The sequence below is a fragment of the Curtobacterium sp. PhB172 genome (genome assembly GCF_003752545.1).
GTDB lineage: Bacteria > Actinomycetota > Actinomycetes > Actinomycetales > Microbacteriaceae > Curtobacterium.
This window is the reverse complement of the sequence record NZ_RKIF01000006.1, coordinates 220,605-240,282: the sequence shown is the minus strand read 5'-3', so window position 1 is coordinate 240,282 and position 19,678 is coordinate 220,605. Positions and strand designations below refer to the sequence as shown.

13 protein-coding genes are annotated in these 19,678 nt (G+C 71.9%); all 13 read right to left on the bottom strand.

The features are described 5' to 3' along the window. Positions 1 to 2 precede the first annotated feature (2 nt). Positions 3 to 689, bottom strand: a complete 687-nt coding sequence (locus EDF42_RS05475) for a hypothetical protein (protein WP_123671690.1) — start codon at positions 687 to 689, stop codon at positions 3 to 5. Positions 690 to 759: 70 nt separating this feature from the next. After that, positions 760 to 2,577 carry an FHA domain-containing protein gene (locus EDF42_RS05470; RefSeq protein ID WP_221181004.1) on the bottom strand — a complete coding sequence of 606 codons (1,818 nt, stop codon included), beginning with the start codon at positions 2,575 to 2,577 and terminating at the stop codon, positions 760 to 762. Between the two features lie 68 nt (positions 2,578 to 2,645). Beyond that, entirely contained in the window at positions 2,646 to 5,105 is a 2,460-nt protein-coding gene (locus EDF42_RS05465) for a DUF3488 domain-containing protein (protein ID WP_148067625.1), read from the bottom strand. Next, positions 5,102 to 6,514 (bottom strand): DUF58 domain-containing protein, encoded by a 1,413-nt coding sequence (locus tag EDF42_RS05460; RefSeq protein ID WP_111083878.1) that lies wholly within the window; start codon positions 6,512 to 6,514, stop codon positions 5,102 to 5,104. The genes EDF42_RS05465 and EDF42_RS05460 overlap by 4 nt, the downstream gene beginning before the upstream one ends. Then, positions 6,511 to 7,482 (bottom strand): MoxR family ATPase, encoded by a 972-nt coding sequence (locus EDF42_RS05455; RefSeq protein WP_123294288.1) that lies wholly within the window; start codon positions 7,480 to 7,482, stop codon positions 6,511 to 6,513. The genes EDF42_RS05460 and EDF42_RS05455 overlap by 4 nt, the downstream gene beginning before the upstream one ends. 28 nt (positions 7,483 to 7,510) lie before the next feature. Next, entirely contained in the window at positions 7,511 to 13,336 is a 5,826-nt protein-coding gene (locus EDF42_RS05450) for an Ig-like domain-containing protein (RefSeq protein ID WP_123671687.1), read from the bottom strand. Continuing rightward, complete coding sequence (locus tag EDF42_RS05445; RefSeq protein ID WP_123671865.1) at positions 13,309 to 14,721, bottom strand: serine/threonine-protein kinase; 1,413 nt, start codon at positions 14,719 to 14,721, stop codon at positions 13,309 to 13,311. The genes EDF42_RS05450 and EDF42_RS05445 overlap by 28 nt, the downstream gene beginning before the upstream one ends. Before the next feature lie 140 nt (positions 14,722 to 14,861). Further along, on the bottom strand, positions 14,862 to 15,683 hold the full coding sequence (locus EDF42_RS05440) for a PP2C family serine/threonine-protein phosphatase (protein ID WP_123339741.1): 822 nt from the start codon (positions 15,681 to 15,683) through the stop codon (positions 14,862 to 14,864). Between the two features lie 3 nt (positions 15,684 to 15,686). After that, a complete protein-coding gene (locus tag EDF42_RS19220; RefSeq protein ID WP_260235125.1) occupies positions 15,687 to 16,436 on the bottom strand; it encodes an FHA domain-containing protein in 750 nt (249 codons plus the stop codon). Between the two features lie 52 nt (positions 16,437 to 16,488). Next, positions 16,489 to 17,067, bottom strand: a complete 579-nt coding sequence (locus EDF42_RS19215) for a hypothetical protein (RefSeq protein ID WP_260235124.1) — start codon at positions 17,065 to 17,067, stop codon at positions 16,489 to 16,491. 104 nt (positions 17,068 to 17,171) lie between these two features. Continuing rightward, entirely contained in the window at positions 17,172 to 17,933 is a 762-nt protein-coding gene (locus tag EDF42_RS05430) for a YaaA family protein (protein ID WP_123339743.1), read from the bottom strand. A gap of 5 nt (positions 17,934 to 17,938) precedes the next feature. Continuing rightward, on the bottom strand, positions 17,939 to 18,202 hold the full coding sequence (locus EDF42_RS05425) for a F0F1 ATP synthase subunit epsilon (protein ID WP_017885743.1): 264 nt from the start codon (positions 18,200 to 18,202) through the stop codon (positions 17,939 to 17,941). Between the two features lies 1 nt (position 18,203). Further along, positions 18,204 to 19,658 carry a F0F1 ATP synthase subunit beta gene (atpD, locus tag EDF42_RS05420; protein ID WP_065959250.1) on the bottom strand — a complete coding sequence of 485 codons (1,455 nt, stop codon included), beginning with the start codon at positions 19,656 to 19,658 and terminating at the stop codon, positions 18,204 to 18,206. Between the last annotated feature and the right edge of the window lie 20 nt (positions 19,659 to 19,678).

Sequence of the window (19,678 nt, the reverse complement as noted above, 5' to 3'; positions counted from 1 at the left end):
CGTCACCCGACGAGCTCCGGGAGCACCGGGAGCACCGGTCTGAGCGTGACACCGCGTCGGTCGGGTGGACGACGCGCGGTGCAGCCGTAGCGGGTGACCTCGACCGCGGCGTCCCACAGCCGTGGCATCGCGCCGAGGCCCGGGACGAGCACGACCGTGCCGCTCGGACGTCCGGAGCGGTCGAGGCGGGCGAGCACCGCCGTGCCGTCGGGTAGGGCCGTACCGTTGGGTAGGGCCGCGCCGGTGGGCAGCGCCGCGGCGTCCCCAGCGACAGTTCCGAGTGTGCCGGCTGCGCGGAGGTCGTCCCACGGATCGGCGGTGGCGCGGAGCTGTTCGGCGATCGCCTGGAACACCGCGGCGGCGAGTGCCCCGGTGCCGACGACCACGACGTGACCGGCCGCGTGAGTCTCCCACGGGACACCGTCCGGGCCGTGGCCGAGCAGGAGCCGTCCGGATCCGCTCGGACAGCGGGGCTCGACCGCCGCGGCGGAGTAGTCGCCGGCCAGCGACTCCGGTTCGCGGGGCCCGCCTGCGCCGGACCGGTGCAGCAGGACGTCGAGCACCGCGCAGCACCCGGCGGCTGCGAACACCACCGCACGCGAAGCACCGTCGAGGGGCGCGAACACCCCGGCGAGGACGAGCATGACGGCGGTCCCGACCAGGACGCACCGAGCAGCGAACGGGGTCATGCCTCCATCGCAGCAGGACGGCGGCGTCTCCGGGGCGCCGACGACCGATCTGTGGAGAAGTCCGGCAGCGCTACTGCACGAGGAAGAACTGCTCGCCGATGTCCACCCGAGCCCCGCGCTCCACGCGGTACCGACGACCGGGCTCGCAGCGACGGATCGAACCGTCGATGTGGCGGACGACGGTGCCGTTGCCGGAGAACCGGTCGGACACCCACAGGTCGTCACCGTCGCGGCCGAGCTCGAGGTGGGTCTTCGACACCGACTTGCCCGGGTCGTGGACGGTCAGCAGGTCGTCGTAGCGCTCCCCCGGCTGGGGACGAGGCAGACGACCGAGCAGGCCGGTGCCGTGCACCCCGAACCGCTCGCCCGTGCTGAAGTGCAGCAGGAACGGCGCGCGCGTCGGGGTCTTCGAGACGATGCGGGTCTCGTCGACGTCCTCGTCGAGCTCGTCGGCGTCCGCACTGGCCTCGGGACGGTCCGACGGCGGGAGCGGGAGCTCGGGTGCCGTCGCCCCGGGGACCGGAGGCAGCGGCGCGGCGAGCGGGGCCTGCGCCGGCGGGGCCCAGGACCGGTCGGGGTCCTGCGGTTCTCCGTGCGGTGCCGCGTCCCCGGGCTCGGTCGGCTCGGTCACCGGCGCCGCGTGTGCGCCGCGGGGACGGCCACCCGGGCGCGAGGCCTCGCTGTCCGGCAGGGCCGACTCGTCATCGGCGACGGTCTCGTCGGACCCAGTCTCGTCGGACCCGGTCTCGTCGGACCCGGTCTCGTCGCTCGTGATCTGGTCGTCCGCGGGCGCATCGACCGGGATCTCGTCGTCCGGCACGTCGGTCGACGACGACCCGCCGGCGCCGGCCGACTCCACACCGGAGTGCTCGGTCGCCCAGTCCGGACGCGCCATCGGCAGCGGCACGACCGGTCCGGTGAACGCGGCGGTCACGGCGGGGCGGACTGCTCCGCACTCGCCGCAGAAGATGTCGTCGGGCTCGAGGCGGTTGCCGCAGACGTGGCAGATGGTCGTGGCGTGCATGCCCGGCGTGACGAGCGGCGCGGGCCGAGGCGGTCGGCGGTCGATCAGGGGCTCGACGACGGCGGTGTCCCCCGGCTGCGGCGGCGACACGACGGGCGCGGCGGCGGTCGGTTCGTCGAGTACACCGTCCTGTACGGGCTCGCCGGAGCGGGTGGACGACGTGTCGTCGGCGTCGTCGGACTCGACGTGCACGGGCGCGTCGACCGTCGCGTGCGGGGACGCCGCGGTGTCGTCGGGCGTGTCGTCAGCGGCGGCCGGTGCACTCGGGACCGGCGGGACGACAGGAGCGGACTCGGCTCCGGACGCGAGCTGCGCGGCCTCGGTGGTGGCACCGCGGCCGACCCACCAGGACGGTCCGGCCGGCGCCGCGGTCGGGGCCGGAGCGACCGGCGGCGCCCACACGGGTGCCGGCGCCTCGTCAGCACCAGGCGGGGTCGCGGGACGGTCCTCGACAGGAGCCAGCCGGGTCCGCTCGGGGTCGTCGGCGAGGGCGTCTGCGGGCTCGGAGCGGTAGGCGTCCGGGTCCAGTGGCGGTTCGTCCGGGGCAGGGACGGCGTCGGGCTGCGCGGCCGCGTTCGACCAGTCGCCGAGGCCGGAGCCCGCACCGTGCACGTGCGACGGCGCCTCGCGCGGGGCGAGGTCGTCGGGGCGTTGGACCGGCACCGCGGGCGGCGGTTCGGTGCTGCGGCGGTCGGCACCGGTCAGCCAGGCGCGGGTGGCTGGGTCGAGGGTCGACTCGGGCAACCATGCGTCAGCCGCAGGGTCGGAGCGACGTCCGTGGGAGTCGGGCTGCTGCAGGGGCGGTGGCGGCGCCTGCTCGACGGGGGTCGGAGCGACCGGCCGGCGGCTCGCTCCGGCGGTCACCGCGCGTCCGCACTCACCGCAGAAGATCGCCCCCTCCGGGAGCATCGATCCACAGTGTTCGCATCTGATCACGGTCTGCCTCTGTCCTCACTCGGCCGTCCACGACGCTCGTCAGGCCTCCGGCCATCGTAGTCACCGCGTCTCGCCGAGCCCTGACCGGTGGTCGCGCGCGGTCGTTCGGGTCCGCGCAGGGACCGGAGCGACACAGCGGTGCGGAACCGCTCACGGCGCGTCCGACCGGCGCGCAGGGTCCCCACCGCGTCGTCCGTCGCCGACCACATCCGGTCGGCGGCGGCCTGGTCGACGTCGCTCGGTCCGAACACCGCCCGGTCGGCGAGGGCGGCCAGTCCGGTCCCGCCCTCACCCGGAGCACCGGCCACGGTCTCGCGTCGCGTGGCCGATCCGGCCACGTCGTGTCCACGGTCGAGGAGCGCATCGCGGTACTCGTCCCAGGCCCCGACGATGCGACCGCGCGGCGTCGGAGCACGACGCCGCCGACGGCGGCGGACCCGCTTCAGCAGGACGATCACCCCGAACGGCAGGAGCACGAGGGCGATCAGCCCCAGTGCACCGAGCACCCACGGCAGCGCTGCCAGCAGGATCTGCAACCACAGCGGCTGCACGGGCGGCGTGTTCCGATCGCTCTGCGGCGGCGCCTGCTGGTCCTGGTCCTGCTGGTCGACGGGAGGCGGCGGCACGACGGTCTCGGGACGGGTCACCGGCTGCGGCGTCTGCTGCTGCTCGTTCGGGATCTCGCGGACACTCGGGTTGGGGTTGAGCATCACCCACCCCCACTGCGCGGTGTCGACCTCGATGCGCGCGGTGACGTCCGAGCCGCGGAACGTCGTGGTGCCGCCGCTCACCGACGCCCCGCCGGACCCCGAGTCGCCGCCCGCAGTGAAGCCCATGACCACCCGTGCCGGGAACCCGAGCTCGTCGGCCATCAGCGCTGCGGCGGCGGCGTACTGCTCCTGGTCGCCGATCATCAGCGGCGACGTCAGGAGCTCCTGGATGCGGTCGGCGCCGTGCCCCGAACGGCTCATCCGGTCGTCACCGACGCCGTGGCTGACGTACCCGTTGCGCTTGAGCGCCTGGATCACCGCGACGAGCTTCGCACCCGACGCCGCATCGGCGTCGGTCGTCGCCTCGACCGTCTCGCGGACGGCGTCCGGCACCTCGCGCGCCGTCGGGACCGCGGCACTGCCCGGGCGGGCGGCTGCGAGCTGCTCGTCCGTCGGCTGGTCGGGGACCACGGCGGTCAGGTCGTAGGAAGTGCCTTCGCGGACACCGCCGACCACGGCGCCCGTCTGCGTCGAGCCGTTGTAGAAGAAGGACCCGCGCTCGTCGTCAGCGTCGGTCCCGGTGAAGTCGACGCGCTCCAGGTCCCCCACCGTCGGCAGCCAGACCCCGTTGTAGCCGTCGACGGTCACCCCGACGCGCACCGTGGTGCCGTCCACGCCACGGACGTCGACCGACGTCGGCACCCGCTCGAACGTCCCCGACGACGAGGAGCCGTCCGACCCGCCGACGCGGTAGACCACGCCGTCGTAGGTGTCGAGCGTCGCGATGCGCACGAACCCGTTTTCCGGCAGTCCGGTGACCCGGAGCTGTGCGGTGTCCGCCGCGCTCTGCTCTTCGTACGCGCGGAAGCCGCTCAGCGGGCTGACGTAGTCGCGAGGGTCGAACGGCTTGACGACGTCCGTCCGGGCCACGGTGCGCTCGTTCGCCGGCGGTGCGACCAGCCCGAGCCCCGTCGCGACGACGGCCGCCGCCACGATCGTCCCCGTGCCGACGAGCGCCGGGCGGACGACCGACCGGGCGATCGGTACCGACGACCCGATCGTGGTCGCCACGGCGACCGCGCGACGGGCGTGCCGCACCGTCAGCGCCCACACGAGCGCGACGGCGACGAGCACGACGGCCGTCACGATCGACGTGTCCAGCCGACTCGGCCCGACGACCACCCCGATCGCGAACAGCACCAGTGCCGGGATGCTCGCGAGTTCCTGCCTGGAGGCCCGGGTCGCCACGCTCACGGCCGTCACCGTGGCGACGAGGAGCGTCACGAAGTACGGCACGAGGAGCGCCTCGTACGAGCCGACCGGCAGGCTGATGGTCACCAGCTGCTTCCATCCCAGCGCGACGCCGGCGAACAGCGCGAGCAGGCCCGGGCCCGTCGGCAGGACCCCGTTGGCCTGACCGGGCACGGCGGCGGGCACACCGGCGAGCGTGAACGCCGCCACCGTCGCGACCGCCACCACGACCAGCGGCAGCCGCAGGACCGCGCCGACGAGGGCGACGAGCGTGCCGAACGCTATCGCGGTCACCGCCGCGACGATCATCGAGTCGTCGCGGTAGACCGGCCACCACGACACACTCGCGACCGCGAGCAGGAGCCACACGACGAGGGTCCCGCCGGCCAGACGGAACGGTACGAGCCGCCGGGCATCGCGGCGATCGGAACGCCGGGTCGACCGACGGGCACGCTCCGCGGGCGGCGTCGGCGCGGCCACCGGAGGGGCGCTCACGCGGCGGCCGATCGGTGCAGGGCGTGCCGGAGGTCGTCCAGGTAGCCGATGGTCATCACGGTCAGGCCCGCGACCCGCAGGAACCGTGGCTGTGCTTCGGGCTCGCAGATCACCGCGACGACCTCGACCCCGACGGGGAAGCGCGTCGCCGCGAGCCGGAGCGCCGGCAGTCCGATCGTCGAACCGACGACCAGGAACGCCACCGAGATGCCCTCGGTGTCGCTGCCGACGATCCGGGAGACCTCGGCGATGGGCAGGCAAGCATCGGCGAGTCCGACCGAGGCGAAGTCGTCGAGCAGTCGCGTCGGGGTGACCGTCGGCAGGGTCCGCACCGCGTAGACGGCACGCTTCGCGAACTCCGGGGTGCGTTCCGACACCACGACCGAGACCTCTCGGCCGTCGCGGATCGCACGAGCACCGAGCGAGGCCGCAGCGCTCACCGCGAGCTCGAACTCCTCGTCGTCCCCGAACTCCGACCGGGCGATGCCCAGCGCCACGACCAGGTGCGAGCGGCGCGTGTCCTCGAACTGGCGCACCATCAGCGCGCCCGACTTCGCCGTCGACTTCCAGTGGATGGTGCGGGGGTCGTCACCCGGCATGTACTCGCGGATGGCGTGGAACGCGATGTCGGCCGGCGACAGGTCGGTGGTCGCCTGCCCCTCGAGGTCACGCACCAGGCCGGTGCTCGTCGACGGGATCGCGATCGTGCGCGGGTGCACGATGACCTGTTCGCGTGCGGTCCAGACGACCTCGCGACGGACGAGACCGACGGGGTCGGCGCGGACACCGGTGACCGGCCCCACATCGAGCACGCCGCGGCGCACGGTCGGCACGGGCACCAGCTGCTCGAACGTGCCGTGCGCGCCGATCGCCGGGATCGCGACGTCGACGAGACCCGGGCCGACCGGCACCTCGACCGTCGTCGGCACCGAGGGCAGACGCGTCGGGTTCTCCGCCGTGACCACCACACCGGCCTCGTCACCGACCGCCACACGGTGCTGCGGCAGGCGCATCCGGATCACCAGCCGCGTGCGACCGATGAGCGCGATCGCGGCGACGACGACGAGCACCGCTCCCGCGAACCCGACGACGACGATCTCCCGCAGGCCGAACCGGTAGCCGGCCACGAACGCGACGAGCGTGAGGGCCGCGACCGTCCACCCGAGCCCGGTGACGACGGACGAGACCTCGCCCCAGGAACGCTTGACGAGCCTCCAGGCCGTTGCCCACACCCGGACGATCCCGACGACCGCATCCGCGGCGACGCCTTCACGGTCACCGACGATGCGCGAGCGGACGTTGGTCAGGCCGGCGACCGTCCCCGTGCGCTCGTACGCCGTCGTCCCGCGACGCGACCGCGTCGAGGACGGACGGCGTGAGCGCGTGGAGACGGGCCGGCGGTCCGTCACGTCGTGACTCGGTCGGCCGGCGGCGGCGTCTCCACCAGCAGCTGTGCGATGACGCTCGGCGCGCTGACACCGTCGAACTCCGCCTCGGCGTCGAGCACCAGGCGGTGCGCGAGCACCGGGACGGCGAGGGCCTTGACGTCGTCCGGCGTGACGTAGTGGCGGCCGCTCAGCGCGGCGAGCACGCGTGCCGAACGGATGAGGCCCATCGCGCCGCGGACACTGACGCCCAGGCGGACCTCACTGGCCGAACGCGTCGCGTCGACCAACCGTGCGACGTAGTCGGCGATGACGGCGTCGACGTGCACCGTGCGGGCCAGCGCGGCCATCTCGGTGATCGTCGCCGCGGGCACGACGCTCGCGAGCGGAACCGATGCCGACGGAGCCGACGAGGTCTCGAGGATCTTCACGGTGGCGGCGTGGTCGGGGTAGCCGATCGAGGTCTTCATGAGGAACCGGTCGAGCTGCGCCTCGGGCAGACGGTACGTGCCGGCCTGCTCGATGGGGTTCTGCGTCGCGATGACCATGAAGGGGGCCGCCAGGCGGTGGTTCACGCCGTCGACCGTGATCGCCGACTCCTCCATCGCCTCGAGCAGGGCAGACTGCGTCTTCGGGCTCGCACGGTTGATCTCGTCGGCGAGGACGATGTTCGCGAAGACCGGGCCGCGGTGGAAGTCGAACTCCTGCGTGCGCTGGTCGTAGACGCTGATGCCGGTGATGTCGCCGGGCAGCAGGTCGGGGGTGAACTGGATGCGGTTCGTCGTCCCCTGCACGCTCTGCGCCATCGCCCGCGCCAGGCTCGTCTTGCCCGTGCCGGGGACGTCCTCGAGGAGCAGGTGGCCCTCGCTGAGCATCGCCGTCACCGCGAGGCGGATCACGAACGTCTTCCCGAGGAGCACCTGCTCGACGTTGGTCACGATGCGGCCTGCGACGTCGGCGAACCAGGTGGCCTGCTCCGGGGTCATGCTCATGCGGGGTGGTCCTCGTCCTTCTGGATGGTCAGTTGCCGGCGGCGGGGGTGATGACGAACGTGTCCGGGCTCGGGTCGGGCGTGCCGTTGACGGTTGCGGTGACACGGATCGCATCGAACCCGACCGGCACGTTGTCGCTCAGCGCGTACTTCCCCGCACCGTCGGGCTTGTCCTCGGTGCAGTTGTAGCTTCCCAGAAGCCCGTCGGTGCAGTACTCCACCTTGTACGTGGGGACCAGAGCCGCGTTGTTGCTGTTGTCGGGTGGGTTCACGACCGGCGCCTGGCCGACCACGGCGCTCACCACCGAGGCGCGGGTGGTGTACGCGGTGCCCTTCGACTCGCTGCTCGATGCGCAGTAGTCACCATCGGTCGCACACGCGGTGAAGACCACCCTCGACTCGATCCCGTTCCCGGCGCCGGCACCGAGCGAAGCGCTGCCGTTGAACCGAACCCGGGGACCGTCGTTCACCGAGTAGTACAGGTAACGGGTCGTCCCGCTCGCAGCGATGTCGACGACGTGGTTCTGTGGGTTCCGGACGTCGGTTCCGATGCTGACGGTGCCGGTGGGCGCGTCCGGCGTCTGGTAGCCCTCGACGCCGGCGGGCTGGGAGGGCGCGCAGAACAGGCCGTTGTCGGCGTACGCGACGTAGCGGTACTGGCTCGTGATCGTGTCGCTGACGCTGCTGCTCGACCAGGTCCTCTCCGCGCCGTCGGTCGAACACCCGGCCGGGATCGGAGTGTTGGCAGCGTACTTCGCGATCGTCCATCCCGGTGCTCCACCGGCCCAGTTCGACTCGGTCGCGTTCAACGAGACAGCAGTGGTCGAGCCCTGACGGTTCCCCGTCGCGCTCAGGGAGGGGGTTCCGGGTCGACCGATCGCCGAGCCCGTCGCCGACGCCGAGTTCCACTGCACCACCGTGCCGTTGCGATCAGCGCTGTTCCGCGCCGACACGGTCACCGTGTACTGCGCCGCGCTCTGGGCACCGACGAACGAGGTGTTCGTCGCAGTGCCGGTGTTGCGGGTGTCGGACAGCCCCGGACCCTCGATCGTCACGACGTAGTTGTCGACCGCGCTGCCCCGGTTCGGAGTGGCGACGGCGTTCCACTTCACGTCGAGCTGGTTCGGCGTCGATGCGTTCGGCGTGACGGTGATGCCCTTCGGCGGCGCCGGCACGAAGTCCGCACTGATCGGAGCGGAGCTGCCCGACGGCTTCGAGTCGCCGATCGCGTTGGTGGCGATGACCTGGAACCGGTAGGACGCCTTCGGGTCGAGCCCGGTCAGCGTGCAGACGGTCGCGGTGCCGCAGTTCTTCGAGACGCCGTTCGTGCCCGTCACGCGGTACCCGGTGATCGGCGAGTTGTTCCCCTGCGGCGTCGACCAGGTCAACGTGGCCTGACCGCCGTCGTACGAGCCGGTGCGGGTCGGTGTGCCCGGGGCGTCGGGGACGTCCTGCACGGAGACGGTCACGTCGCCCCACACGTACCGGTCCGGGTCGTTCGTGGCGTCCGCGACCTGGTACTGCAGGTGGGCGTCGACGGGCTTCGCGGTGTCGGAGACCCGGACCTGCAGGCGGGAGCGATCGGCGCTCGGCGTCACCGAGACACCGCTCGGCAGGCCGCCGGAGAGCCCGCGGATGTTCACGACGCGCAGCCGCTCACCGGGGAACGGATTGGTCGGCTGGTCGTTCGTCAGCACGTCGATGGTCGTGGTCGCACCACGCTTGGTGATCGACCTGTCGGCGCCGGGTTGCACGAGCGGGCGGGTGGACGCCACCACGCCGACGGTCACGGTGCCGGCACGTCCGGCGTTGGCGTCGTCCTGCACGCCGATGCCGATCGACGCCGTCGTGTTCTTCTTCGCGGTGTCCGGCACGGCGATGGTCAGCTGCTGGCCCGAGATCGTCGCGGTGGCACCGCTGGTCGGCTTGCTCACCACGGAGTACCGCAACTCCGGCAGGTCCTTCGGGTACGGGTAGTCGGTGAGCTTGGTCAGGTCGACGGTGCGGGTCTCGCCCGGCTGCATCTCGACCGCCGATCCGGTGAACGCCGGCGGCTGGTTCGACCGCGGCGTCACGGCGACCGGGAGCACGAGGGTCGCGACCCGGCCCTTCCCGCCGTTGGCCGCGGAACCGTCGGTGACCTCGAACGAGATGGACGCGTTGCCGTAGTACAGCTTCGACGAGGTGAACTGCAGCGTCGACGAGTCCACGACCAGGCTCTGGCCGTTCGCGTGCGTCGCCTTCACCGTCCCGCGGTCCGTGATCTTCGCCGTCTGACCGTTCGCGGTCACGACGTAGTCCTCGAGCGGGATGCGGACCGTGGCCTCGCTCTTCACGGTGACGGCACCGGCCGAGCGGTTGATCTGCGGCAGGGCGTCGTCGAACCCGGGGACGTTGATGAAGCCGTAGGACACGATGTCGGGGTGGTCGACCCGTGCGACCGAGAACGGGATGACCTGGGACTCGTCGGTGAGCCGGACCGTGATCCGTCCGTCGTCGGTGAGCCGCGCGGTGTCGCCGTAGCCGTCCACGATCCCGACCCGCAGGTCGGCAGCGGTGCCCTCGGCGAAGAAGACGTTCTCGAGCACGTCGACGGTCACGCTCTCGCGCCGCAGGATGTCCTGCAGGTCCAGGGTGGTGTCGTCGACCTCGGGGCGGAGGGGCTGCGCGTCCGGGTCGACCGTGACGGTGAGGAACGCGGTGCTCGATCCCCCGCTGGCGTTCGCCACCGTGTAGAGCACGGCGTAGTCGCCCGACTTCGCGGTCTTCGGGGGTGTGACCCGGATCTGCTGCTTCCGCAGGATCTTCGCCGACACGTCGTCCGCGGTGGGCTCGGCCGCCGCCACGGTGAGCTGACCCCCCTCGGGGTCGGAGTCGTTCTGCAGCACCCGCACGGTCACCGACCCGCCGGGGCGGATGGTCACGTGGTCGGCCTCGGCGACGGGGTTCGACGCCTGTTCGGCCCGGGGGGCGATGCCCACGCGGACGGTACCGGTGGCACGCGCGCCCAGGGCGTCGACCACCGTGTAGGTGAACTCGTCGGTGCCGGCCGAGTAGTCGCCGGCCTCGTAGGTCAGCGCGTCGGACGCGACGTCGGTGACGGAGCCCTTGTCGGGGTTCGACCCGACGCCGACGAGCTGCACCGAGTCGCCGTCCGGGTCGATCCCGTTCAGCGGCACCGAGATCCGCACCGACGAACCCGCCACGACCCGGGCGGTCACGGTCTGCGGGACCGGCGGGTTGTTCGTCGCCGCGTCCCGTTCGCGCACCGAGATCGAGACGGCGGCGTCGGCGTACTGGCCGTCCGGACCGGCGACCCGGTAGACGGCGGTGTAGTTGCCGGGGGTCTTCGGCGCGAGGTAGCGCAGGTGGTCGCCCGAGGCGAACAACAGACCGCCGTCACCGGGCACGTTCTGCACGAGCTCGGGCTCGAGGGTCAGGGGCTCGCCCTCGGGCTGGGTGTCGTTGTCGAGCACGTCGATGTTCGCGACGTCGCCGACCCGGACGGTCGCGCTGTCGGGCTGGGCGACGGGCGGCTGGATCCGGTCGGGCTTGGGGATCTCGACGACGGTGATCGTGCCGGTGGACGACGCCAGGCCGTTCGTCTCGGTGTACCCGAACGACACCGGCCCGTCGAGCGGTGCGGTCAGCGTGACGCGCACGGTGTGCTGGTCGAGGATGCTCGCCTGGACCCCGCTGCCCCGCACCGGTCCGTCGAGGGCGGTGACGAGCAGCACCCCGCCCGCCGGGTCGATGTCGGTCGCGGTGACGTCGGTGTCCTTGCTCGACAGCGTGTTGACGAAGACCGTCTTCGGGGTCGTGATGGGCGCGGTCGAGGCGTCCGGCGGCGCGAGGATCGTGACCCGGACGATGCCGCTCGACGTCTTCACACCGTCGGTCACGGTGTACTCGAGCTGGTGGTCGCCGGCACTCGCCCCCTGCACCCGGAACGTGCCCGCGTCGTAGCTCGGGGTGACCGTCAGCCCCGCCGACGACGACACACTCGTGAGGGTCACGGTGCCGTTGCCGCCGCGGACGTGGTCGAGCGGCTCCACCGTGAAGGCCTTGCCGGCGTAGCCCTGCACCGGGAACGGGTCGGCACGCAGCGGCACACTCCCCTGCTTCGCCACGCGCACGGTCACCGAGCCACGGCCGTCCGCGCGTCCGTCGCTCACGACGAGTTGCACGGCACGGTCACCCGTCCGGCCGCTGTCCGCACGGAAGTCGAGCAGGCCGTCCGGGGTGGTCGACACCCGGTCGCCGTCCGAGGCGGTCGCGGACTTCAGGTACACCGGGTCGCCGTCGGGGTCGACCCAGTCGCCGAGCACGCTGCTGACGACGTGTCCGTTCTGCACCACGTCCGCCGAGGTGTCGCGCACCTGCCGCGGGGCCTCGTTCTGCGACTCCGGCCGCACCGTGACGCGGACGGTCGCCGTGTCCGACCCCCCGTTGCCGTCGGTGATCGTGTACGGGAAGGTCACGGTGCCGGTCGCGCGCGACGACAGCGTGACCTGCAGCCGTTGGCCGTCGGCGACGATGGCGACGCGGCCGGCGGACTCCGAGATGGACCCGACCTCGCTCACGATGATCGGGTCACCGTTCGGGTCGTAGTCGTTGAGCAGGACCGGGAGGCTCGTGGTGCGTCCCGGACGAGCGCCCAGGTCGTCGTCCACCGCCACCGGCGGCTTCTGGTCCTTGTCGACCTCGGGGTCGTCGTCGGAGACCTGCTCCTGCTGCTGCTCGTCGTCCTGCTTGATGAGGTCGGCCCAGTTGTCGATGAGCTGGCCGCTGCGGTCGATCGCCCAGGAACGACCGCTCGACGGGTCGTTGGCGACGACGGTCTGCCCGTTGTGCAGGATCTGCATCGTGCTGGTCCCGCCGGTGCTCGCGAGCCGCTGGAGGGCGTTGCCGTCGCAGGTGTCCATCGCCTGGCCACCGGCCCACGCCGCGTAGGTGCAGGACCCGTCGACGTAGGGGCGCGCCGCGCGCCCGGACACCTGGAGCGCGGTGGCGTCGACGGACCCCGAGGCGCTGACCCGGACGAGTCCGGCGGTGCCCGCGACGGTGACGTCGGACGAGGTGTCCGACGATCGCTGGAGCGCGGGTGACGCGCCGACCCGATCGCCGAGCTCCACGGTGCGGCCGTCGATCGACAGTGCGCCGCTGGTGCGGTCGAGCACGGCCAGGTGGCCGTCGAAGGTCGCGACCTGGAAGTCGTCGGTGCGGTCCATGTCGACCTTCCACCGTTGGTCGACGGACAACGTCGACCCGACGTCGACGAGCGATGCCGTGCCGGTCTTCGCCGAGTACACCGCGACGTGTCCGTCCGAGGCGTCGAAGACGGTGTCCGCCCCGAGCGTCAGGTCGGCCTTGGTCGAGGCATCGAACTCGGCGAGGTCGGCCGCGGGCGTCGCCCACAGCTCGCCGGTGTCCTGGTTGCCGATCACCGCGGTGTCCCCCGCGAAGAAGACCTGGGGTGTCCCCGCGGGCAGGGTCACGGCGTCGCCGACGGTGGCGTCGGCGACGTCGACCTTGGCCACGGTCCCCTTGGTCTGGTCGATGCTGTAGACCATGGACCCGCGCTGCAGCACGGCCAGGTCGTCGCTCGCGGTCTCGACGGCGGTGTTCAGCTGGAGGACCCCGGTGTTGGCCCGGCCGACCGCTCCGTACTCGGCGGAGGGCACCCAGACGGTGCCGTCCCCGAGGTCGACTCGTTGCGTGTGGTACCCGGTCGAGACGATCGCGGTCGTCGCGACGACCGCGGCGACCAGGACGGAGACCCCGGTGGTGACGGCGGCGGATCGGTGCTTCGCGACGAGCGCGCGGATCACCCGGTGCTCCCGACGGTCGCGCACTTCTGCGCGCTCGCTGCACCGGTCTTGCCGTCGCGGTTGACGGCGACCGCGATGCACTCCTCGTCGCCGCGCTGCCCGGAGACGACGAACGTGGTGCCGGTCTGCTGGCTGGACGCGCCGTTCGACGAGATGACGTAGGTGTCGCCGCTCTGCAGACCCGGGTCCGCCCACGAGAACGACACCGCCTGCGCCGAGGGCTGTGCGCGGACGTCCGCCACCACGGGGATCGCCCCGGCGCCGAGCCGCCCGACGACGACCACGGTCGCGATGGCGAGGGCGGCGACCACGACGACGGCGAGGGACGTCGCCCAGACGAGCGTCGACCGGGTGCGTCGACGAGCACGTGTGACCGATCCGGTGCGGTGGACGGTGCCGACGCTCTGCGAACCGCCGGCGACGACGCCGCCCTGGACCGCGCGGCGGGTGCGGCGACGGGCGCCTACCCGCGACGGCGGCTGGAGCTCGCGGATCATGGTCCGGTCGCCCTCCGGGGTCGGGGTCGCGATGGCCCATGCCTCGACCGCGACGTCGGCCGCGGTCTGCGGGATCCCGAGCTCGGCCTCGACCTGCTGGAACCCGCGCACGAGTTCGAGCACGGTCGTCGGGCGCGACGGCACCTTGCGGGACAGCGCGGTGGCGAGCAGGCGCTCGAGCGACGGTGGGACGTCGGTCCGACCGGTGGGCTTGACGCCCCCCTTGTCGATCCGGCTCATCAGGTCGCTCGCACCGTTCTTGCCGCCCCGGACCTCGAACGGGCTGCGGCCGGCGAGCAGGGAGTACACGGTGGCGGCGAGGGAGTACACCTCGGACTGGATCGTGCCCCGGGACTCGTCGATCAGGACCTCGGGCGCCGACCACGGGATCGACATGCCGATGGGCTCGTCCGGGTCGGTCCCGCCGATGGTGGCCGCGATGCCGAAGTCGGACAGCACGGGGTTGCCGTACGCCGTGAGCAGGATGTTCGACGGCTTGATGTCACGGTGGAGCACGCCTTCGCGGTGCGCGGTCTCGAGGGCGGACCCGATCCGGACACCGATCGAGAGCACCTCGGACACCGGGATCGGCTCCCGCCGGTACCGCTCGCTGAGCGATGAGGAGCACAGCTCCATCACCAGGTACGGACGTCCGTCGGCCGCGACACTCGCCTGGAACACCGTCAGGATCGACGGGTGGGTGCTGAGCCGCGCCATCAGGTTGGCCTCGGCCTGGAACATCTGCCGGACGCGGTCGTCGACGACCTCGTCAAGCAGCACCTTCACCGCGACCTGACGACGCGGCATGTCCTGTTCGTACAGGAAGACGTCGGCGAAGCCACCGGAACCGAGGACGTGCACGGGGCTGAAGCCGCCGATCACGGGCGGGTTGGACGGCAGGCGACGCGCCATCGACATCTCCTCCCCGGCCGAGCGGCCAACTCTCTCGTCGTGGCACAGTCATTGTACGAAGCGCCGGTGACCGTCGATCCGCACACCGACCACCTGTGGACGGGCGCACTCCCCCAGTTCGGGGGGTCCCGTGCCGGCGGTCAGTGCCGCGGCAGGGTGTCCTCGAGGTCGCCGTCGTCCGGGGCGGCGTCGACCTGGAGCACCACGACGGTGACGTTGTCGCGGCCCCCGGCGACGACCGCGTCGCCGACGAGTCGTTCGGCGAGTCCCTGCGCACCGGCTTCCCGTGCCGCGATGCGCGCGATGCCGGCGTCGCCGAGCTCCTTCGTCAGGCCGTCGGAGCAGACGATGTACCGGTCGCCCGCGCGGAGCGGCAGGGTCCACCAGTCGGGCGCCGGCGGTTCGCCGAACCCGACCGCGCGGGTGATGACGTTGCTGTCCGGGTGCTGTTCGGCGTCCTCGGCCCGCAGCAACCCGGCGTCGACCATCTCCTGCACCACGGAGTGGTCCACGGTGACGCGGCGCAGCACGCCGTCCTCGATCCGGTAGGTCCGGGAGTCGCCGACGTTGAAGACGAGGGCCGCCGGCTGGCCGAGTGACGCGACCAGGGCGATGCCGGTGACCGTCGTGCCCGCTCCGATCGCGTTGCCGCCGGCTGCGCGCTCGATGTCGGCCGTGGCGAGCAGCAGCGCCCGCTGGATGCCCTGCCGGGTCGTGAAGGGCTCCTGCGTCACCTGCCCGAGTCGACGCACGACGGCGTCGCTCGCGCGGTCGCCGGCGAGGTGTCCGCCCATGCCGTCGGCGACGACGAAGAACGGCGCCCCGACGATGTAGCTGTCCTCGTTGTGGTCACGGCGACGACCGACGTCGGTCGCGGCTCCCCACGAGAGCGTCAGGGTGGCGCCGTCGGCACCGGGGACGTCGATGGCGTGCGCAGTCGCTGCTCGGCCGAGTTCGGTCACGTTTCAGGATCGCTCTCTGGGGGTTCGGGGCGTGCCGTGTGCTGTCTGGTCGGTGGGCCACGGGGGAACCGGTGGGAACCCGTCCGCCGTCGGTGCGACCCGGAGGTACGGCGAGAGGACCTCGATGGCGTTGCCGTCACCGACCTCGACTACCGTACCCGTCAGCGCGACGATCGACGCACCCGATGCCATGCGGTACACCGGCGCGCCGGCCGGTCGGATGACGGTGCCGTTCGTGGACCGCAGGTCCTGCACCACCACGGCTTCGCCCTCGGCGTGGATGCGGACGTGCGAGGACGACACCTGCCCGTTGGCGGAGCGCACCGTCACGAGTTCCGGTTCGGGGCCGCTGGTGATCCGCGGCAGCGACGGACGCCGCCCGATGACGACCGGGTGGTCCAGGCGGAAGGTGCGGTCACCGATGCGGATCGACGGCACACGCGCCGCGGGCGCGGCAGGGACGGACGGGAGGCCCGTGGCGGCTCCGGCGGGCACGCTCGGTCCGGCGGCGCTCCGGACACGGGCGCGGACGACCGTGTCCTCCGGGTCGGCTCCGTCGTCGGCAGGGTCGTCGGCTCCGTCGACGGCACGGTCACCGACCGGTCCGGACGGCTCCGTGCGCGGCCGGATGACGGTGTCACCGAGCACGTCGTCGAAGCGATCGCCGTCACCCGCACCGCGGGGTCGCCGGATGACGGTGTCCTCGATGTCGTCGTCGCGCAACCGGAGCCCTTCGGATGTGGTGTCCTCCACCGTAGACGATCCGGTCGACCCGTCACACCGCACCGACGGACGTCCGCACCGGTCACGATCGGTGCCGGTCTCGACGGGGCCCGGCCCACATCGGCGCACTGCCGGCCAGGACCGACCGCAGGACCAGCCCGGCGAGCGGGTCGTCGGCACGGGTTTCGAGGGCGTAGCGCGCCCGTGTCTCGGCGCGGGCCGACGACCCGAGCGCCCACGCACACCAGGCCCCGAGTGCGAGCGCACCGGCGGCTCCGGCCGTACTGTCCACCTGACCACCCTCGGCGCGCCAGACCCGCCAGGCCTCGGCACACCGGTCGCCGGCCGTGCGCAGCCGAGCACGGTCCGGTTCCGGTCCGAGGCCGTGCAACGCCGGCGGCGTCGGATCGTCGAACGGGTCGAACCCCCGGATGGCCCGCGGGTCCGGCTGGTCTCGGGCGGCGAGGAACGGGATGAGCGCCATGCGGGTCGACAACGCACCGCAGGCGGTGACGATCGCGATCGCGCCGACGCGGGAGCCAGCGCCGACGCCGGACGTGACCAGCGCTGCGGCCGCTGCCGGGAGGGTGACCGCCGCCGCGATCTCGCGAGGGAACCGGACTGCGGTGTGGTCGGGGGTGTGTGCCGTCAAGGGGATCATGCACGCCATCGAAGCGTGATCCGGGCCTCCAGTGAGGCACGAACCGACCACCTGTGGACAGCAGCGCCCCGGCCCGACCTGTGGAGGACGGACCGGGGCGATGATCAGACGGTGACGGGTTCCAGGCTCTCGGCGACCAGGTCCCAGCCGGAGTCGCTCCGTTCGACCACGACGCCGTTCGCGGCGGCCCAGTCGACCAGGTCGTCCATGGACGCGACGACCGCTCCGGTGCGCGCGAGCAGCGCGACGAGTCGGCCCTTCGCCGTCTTGTTCCAGTGGTTCAACGCCCGCCGGCGACCGGAACCGTCGATGCTCACGACGCGCGGGGCGACCGCGTCCAGGACGGGACCGAGCTGCCGGTAGCCCTCGGACCGGAGGTCGAGGACCAGGCCGTCTGCCCGATCGGCCAAGACCCGGGACGAGGCCGCGGGCCAGTGCGACGCCAGCCGGAGCGACCCGAGCCGGGAGTCGTGCGACAGACGGTACGCCGGGATCGGGTCGCCAGCACCGATCGGTCCGAACATGGCCGACTGCACGACCACGTGGTCGTGCCACCACAGCCGCGTCGACGCGTCGGCGGTCTGCGCGCCCAGGGGGTCGTAGAGCACCCCCGTGTAGCGCTCGATCGCTGGCATCGTGCCCGACGTGTCGAGCTCGAGGTTGCGGAATCGTTCGGCGATCGACTTCGGGCCGAGCTTCAGAGCCGTCCTGGCCGAGGACTCCTCGGAACTGACAGAGCGGGCCGCGGTGATCACCGCGGCCCGCTCTTCGGCCAGTTCCGGGAACGAGAGTGCACGCAGATCGAGCGTGCGGCTCGTGTCCCCGCCCTCTCGCTTCGTCTCCGAAGGCGGGAGGAGGACGGTCAGTCCGGTCAGGACGCCAGCGCGGCCTGCCGCGCGACGATCGTCACCGTGTCGTGCTCCACCGACAGGAAGCCGTCTTCGGCGTCGACCGCGACGGTCGACCCATCGGCCCGCGTGATGCGGACCTGACCCTGCGCAAGGATCGCGAGCATCGGCTCGTGCCCCGCGAGGATGCCGATCTGGCCCTCTGTCGTGCGTGCCACGACCATGGTGGTGTCGCCCGACCAGACCTCACGGTCGGCCGAGACAACGCTCACGTTGAGACCCGCCATGTCAGCGGTTCTCCTTCTGGATCTGTGCCCACTTCTCTTCCACGTCGTTGATGCCACCGACGTTGAAGAACGCCTGCGTCGCAACGTGGTCGAACTCGCCGTCGGCGATGGCGCGGAAGGACTCGATGGTGTCCTTGAGCGGCACCGTGGAGCCCTCGACGCCCGTGAACTTCTTCGCCATGTACGTGTTCTGCGAGAGGAACTGCTGGATACGACGAGCGCGCTCGACCGTGATCTTGTCCTCTTCGGAGAGCTCGTCGACACCGAGGATGGCGATGATCTCCTGCAGTTCCTTGTTCTTCTGGAGGATCTGCTTGACGCGCGTGGCCGTCTCGTAGTGGTCGGCGCCCAGGTACCGCGGGTCCATGATCCGCGACGTCGAGGTCAGCGGGTCGATCGCGGGGTACAGACCCTGCGACGCGATCTCACGCGAGAGCTCGGTGGTCGCGTCGAGGTGCGCGAACGTGGTGGCCGGAGCCGGGTCGGTGTAGTCGTCAGCCGGCACGTAGATCGCCTGCAGCGAGGTGATCGAGTGACCACGCGTCGAGGTGATGCGCTCCTGCAGCACACCCATCTCGTCGGCGAGGTTGGGCTGGTAGCCCACGGCGGACGGCATGCGACCGAGCAGCGTCGAGACCTCGGATCCGGCCTGCGTGAAGCGGAAGATGTTGTCGATGAAGAGGAGCACGTCCTGCTTCTGGACATCGCGGAAGTACTCCGCCATCGTCAGCGCCGACAGGGCCACGCGGAGACGCGTTCCCGGCGGCTCGTCCATCTGGCCGAACACGAGGGCCGTCTTGTCGAAGACCCCCGCCTCTTCCATCTCACCGATGAGGTCGTTGCCCTCACGGGTGCGCTCACCGACTCCGGCGAACACCGACACACCGCCGTGGTCCTGCGCGACGCGCTGGATCATCTCCTGGATGAGGACCGTCTTGCCGACGCCCGCACCACCGAAGAGGCCGATCTTGCCACCCTGCACGTACGGGGTGAGGAGGTCGATGGACTTGATGCCGGTCTCGAACATCGAGGTCTTCGACTCGAGCTGGTCGAAGGCCGGGGCCTTGCGGTGGATCGGCCAGCGCTCGGTGATCTCGAGCTTCTCGTCCGTGTTGAGCACGTTCCCGAGGACATCGAAGACCTTGCCCTTGGTGACGTCGCCGACGGGGACCGAGATCGGAGCGCCCGAGTCACGGACCTCCTGGCCACGGACCAGGCCGTCGGTCGGCTTCAGGGAGATGGCACGGACCAGGTCGTCGCCCAGGTGCTGGGCGACCTCGAGGCCGATCTCCTGCGACGAGTCACCGATGGTGATGGTCGTGAACAGGAGGTTGTACATCTCCGGGATTGCGTCGTGGGGGAACTCGATGTCGACGACGGGACCCGTGACACGGGCGATCCGGCCGACACCGGGCGCCGACGACGTCTCGACCGCGGTGGTTGCGGTGTCGGTCATGGCTGGTGCCTTCCTGAGGG

Coding starts and splice junctions, on each gene's coding strand:
- EDF42_RS05445 (WP_123671865.1), bottom strand. CDS start 14,721: ATGGCGCGTCGCCTGCCGTCCAACCCGCCCGTGATCGGCGGCTTCAGC.
- EDF42_RS05425 (WP_017885743.1), bottom strand. CDS start 18,202: ATGGCGGGTCTCAACGTGAGCGTTGTCTCGGCCGACCGTGAGGTCTGG.
- EDF42_RS19215 (WP_260235124.1), bottom strand. CDS start 17,067: ATGATCCCCTTGACGGCACACACCCCCGACCACACCGCAGTCCGGTTC.
- EDF42_RS05475 (WP_123671690.1), bottom strand. CDS start 689: ATGACCCCGTTCGCTGCTCGGTGCGTCCTGGTCGGGACCGCCGTCATG.
- atpD (WP_065959250.1), bottom strand. CDS start 19,658: ATGACCGACACCGCAACCACCGCGGTCGAGACGTCGTCGGCGCCCGGT.
- EDF42_RS05455 (WP_123294288.1), bottom strand. CDS start 7,482: ATGAGCATGACCCCGGAGCAGGCCACCTGGTTCGCCGACGTCGCAGGC.